The organism is Algoriphagus lacus (assembly GCF_003583985.1).
GTDB lineage: Bacteria > Bacteroidota > Bacteroidia > Cytophagales > Cyclobacteriaceae > Algoriphagus > Algoriphagus lacus.
Map to the genome: position 1 here is coordinate 1 of NZ_QXML01000034.1, position 1,168 is coordinate 1,168.

The window sequence follows — 1,168 nt, forward strand, 5'->3', positions numbered from 1 at the left end:
ATCCACAAAGGGGAGAGCCGAATTCGTCTGAAATAACAATTCCAACTATTGGTTTTTTTAATTCAAATGGGGACTTGTACTTTACAGTGAATAGAAAGGCTCCATTCTCAGAATCCTCAATATCCACACTTACAAAAGTAATTGTTGGCTTAATAATAGGGCTTGAAGAATTAACATCAAAATCATATATATTATTAATATTTAATAATGTATTATACTTACTAATGCACTCATCGATTGAACCCACTAGTACTTGTTTACCATGATCGAGTAAAATTCCTGTGGAGCACAATTCACTTAGTGATTTCAAATTATGACTAACAAATAAAATAGATCTTCCTCCAACTTTACTAACCTCATCCATCTTTCCCATACATTTTTTTTGAAACTCAGCATCTCCTACCGAAAGTACTTCATCAACAATCAAAATTTCAGGATCAAGATGAGCAGCTACTGAAAATCCCAAACGGATTTTCATACCCGAAGAATAAAACTTAACCGGAGTATCAATAAACTTTTCTACCCCAGAGAAATCAATGATTTCATCCAGTTTGGAATCAATCTCTCTTCGCGTCATTCCAAGTATGGTCCCGTTCATGTATATATTATCTCTTCCAGTGAGTTCGGGATGGAAACCCGTTCCAACTTCCAAAAGAGAGGCTACACGACCATGAATTTCAACCTTACCAGAAGTGGGTTCGGTGATTTGGGAAAGAATCTTAAGCAAGGTTGATTTTCCTGCTCCATTTTTTCCAATTATTCCCAAGACCTCTCCTTCATTAACATCAAAACAAACATCTTTCAAAGCCCAAAAAATAGATTGATCACGTTCATCAATCCGATTAATTTGCTTAAGTCGATTAAGATTTTCCCAAGGGGATTGAATCATCTGGGTGATTTGACCTACTAACGTGTCAGGTTTTCTCTCTTTTAACCCAATCCGATACAACTTGGAAAGATTGGACACTGAAATTACACTTTTCAATTAATTAGGATTTTTTGAACCTTTCGTCAATCACAACATCGATCTCCCAAAGATTAATATATTTTTCAATGCAAGAATTTAAATTAGATATCGGTTCACAATTCTCAAAAAAGGGAGAAATACTTCGATAATACTTAATCATCTCTTTTTCAACTTCAGTGTTTTCAAATTGAAAACACTGAA

At 34.5% G+C, this 1,168-nt stretch carries 1 protein-coding gene; it reads right to left on the reverse strand.

What is annotated here, in order from left to right:
• Window positions 1–985: ABC transporter ATP-binding protein (locus D0X99_RS20275; RefSeq protein ID WP_147392296.1), on the reverse strand; the 985-nt coding region annotated here is incomplete at its 3' end.
• Between the last annotated feature and the right edge of the window lie 183 nt (window positions 986–1,168).